This window comes from Pseudomonas chaetocerotis (genome assembly GCF_015712105.2).
In the GTDB taxonomy this organism is placed as follows: Bacteria; Pseudomonadota; Gammaproteobacteria; order Pseudomonadales; family Pseudomonadaceae; genus Aquipseudomonas; species Aquipseudomonas chaetocerotis.
Genome location: NZ_JACFYX020000031.1, coordinates 1 through 1,888, shown reverse-complemented (window position 1 = coordinate 1,888; position 1,888 = coordinate 1). Strand labels below are relative to the sequence as shown.

Annotated in this window: 2 protein-coding genes; both read right to left on the bottom strand. The window is 63.3% G+C overall.

The features are described 5' to 3' along the window. On the bottom strand, nucleotides 1-1,262 hold a 1,262-nt coding region (gene dctM / locus H3221_RS25500), incomplete at its 3' end, for a C4-dicarboxylate TRAP transporter large permease protein DctM (RefSeq protein ID WP_196477226.1). Continuing rightward, entirely contained in the window at nucleotides 1,259-1,888 is a 630-nt protein-coding gene (locus H3221_RS25495) for a TRAP transporter small permease (protein ID WP_196477227.1), read from the bottom strand. The genes dctM and H3221_RS25495, both read right to left, overlap by 4 nt.

The window sequence follows — 1,888 nt, the reverse complement described above, 5'->3', positions numbered from 1 at the left end:
GGCAGTGCCATGGAAACGGCCGGGATATAGGTAATCACCATCAGGAAGCTGATCAGCAGCATCAGCCATGGCAGTGCAGCGCGGATCACCGCCGTCAGCGGCATGCCCGTGACCGCCGAGGTGACGAACAGGTTCAGCCCCACCGGTGGCGTGATCAGGCCGATCTCCATGTTCACCACCATGATGATGCCCAGGTGGATCGGATCGATGCCCAGCTGCATGGCGATCGGGAACAGGATCGGCGCCAGGATCAGGATGATCGCCGACGGCTCCATGAAGGCACCGGCGATCAGCAGCACGATGTTCACCACCAGCAGGAACTGCCACGGCTGCAGACCCAGATCCACCACCCAGGCGGTGATCTGTTGCGGAATCTGCTCGGTGGTCAGCACGTGGGCGAAGAGCATGGCGTTGGCAATGATGAACATCAGCATGATGGTCAGCTTGCCGGACTCCAGCAGCACCTTCGGGCATTCGCGGATGGTCAGGTCCTTGTACACGAACAAGGCGACGAAACCGGCGTATACCGCCGCCACGGCCGCCGCCTCGGTCGGAGTGAACATGCCGGTGTAGATACCGCCGAGGATGATCACCATCAGCAGCAGGCCCCAGAACGCCTCACGGGCAGCGCGCAGCCACTCGCGGAAGCTGGCACGCGGCAGGGCCGGCAGCTTCTTGATGCGCGCGACGATGTAGATCGCGATCATCAGCACCAGGCCCAGCATCACGCCCGGGATCACCCCGGCCATGAACAGCTTGCCCACCGACTGCTCGGTGGCGGCGGCGTACACCACCATCACGATCGACGGCGGAATCAGGATGCCCAGGGTACCGGCGTTACAGACGATGCCGGCGCCGAACGCCTGCGGATAACCGGAACGCACCATGCCGGCAATGGCGATGGAGCCCACTGCGGCCACGGTCGCCGGCGAGGAGCCGGACAGCGCGGCGAACAGCATGCACGCCAGCACCGCACCGATGGCCAGACCGCCACGGATATGACCGACGCAGGCGTTGGCGAAGTCGATCAGGCGACGCGCCACGCCGCCGGTGGTCATGAACGCACCGGACAAGAGGAAGAACGGGATGGCCAGCAGGGTGTAGTGCTCGGACGTCTCGAACAGCTTGATCGCCAGCGAGCGCACCGAGTCCGGGCTGAACAGCATGATGGTGATCGAGCCGGCCAGGCCGAGCGACGCGGCGATCGGCACGCCGATGAACATCAGCAAAAACAGCAGCAGGAAGAGGAACAGAACGGTCATTGCTTGGGCTCCTCGTGCTCATTGATCTTCAGGGCATCGGCGGCTTCGTCAGCCAAACCGAGACCGGTCTGCTCGTTGCGCAGGATACGGACGAGGATTTCCAGGAAGCGGACGAACACCATGGCGTAGCCGAACGGCACGATCATGCCGATATGCCATTGCTGGATGCCGTAGTGGCCGAGGTCTTCGGCGCCGATACCGGCGGTGAACAGGGTGCGCACCCAGTCGAAGCTGCCTACGGCGATCAGGCCGGCGTAACCCAGGCAGGCCGAGCAGGCGATCACGCCGATGACGCGCTGCACACCGCGCGGTGCGAGTTTGACCAGGGCGTCGACGCCGATGTGGCCGGCGGTGCGCACGCCATAGGCCAGGCCGAAGAAGATCAGCCAGCCGAACAGGGCCTTGGTCAGGGCATTGCTCCAGGTCATCGCCTGGGCCATGTCGAGAATGGTGTCGCCGATACCGAGCAGAAACTCGTTACCGCCGAAATAGTCACCCAGCCAATAGAACAGGGTGTAGAAGTTGTTGAGGATCACGTAGACGAAAGTGATCAGCGTCATGGCCGCCAGGAGGAAAGCGATGAAGCCTTCCTCGAAGTGCTCCCAGACGCGCCGCAAGGCGTTCAT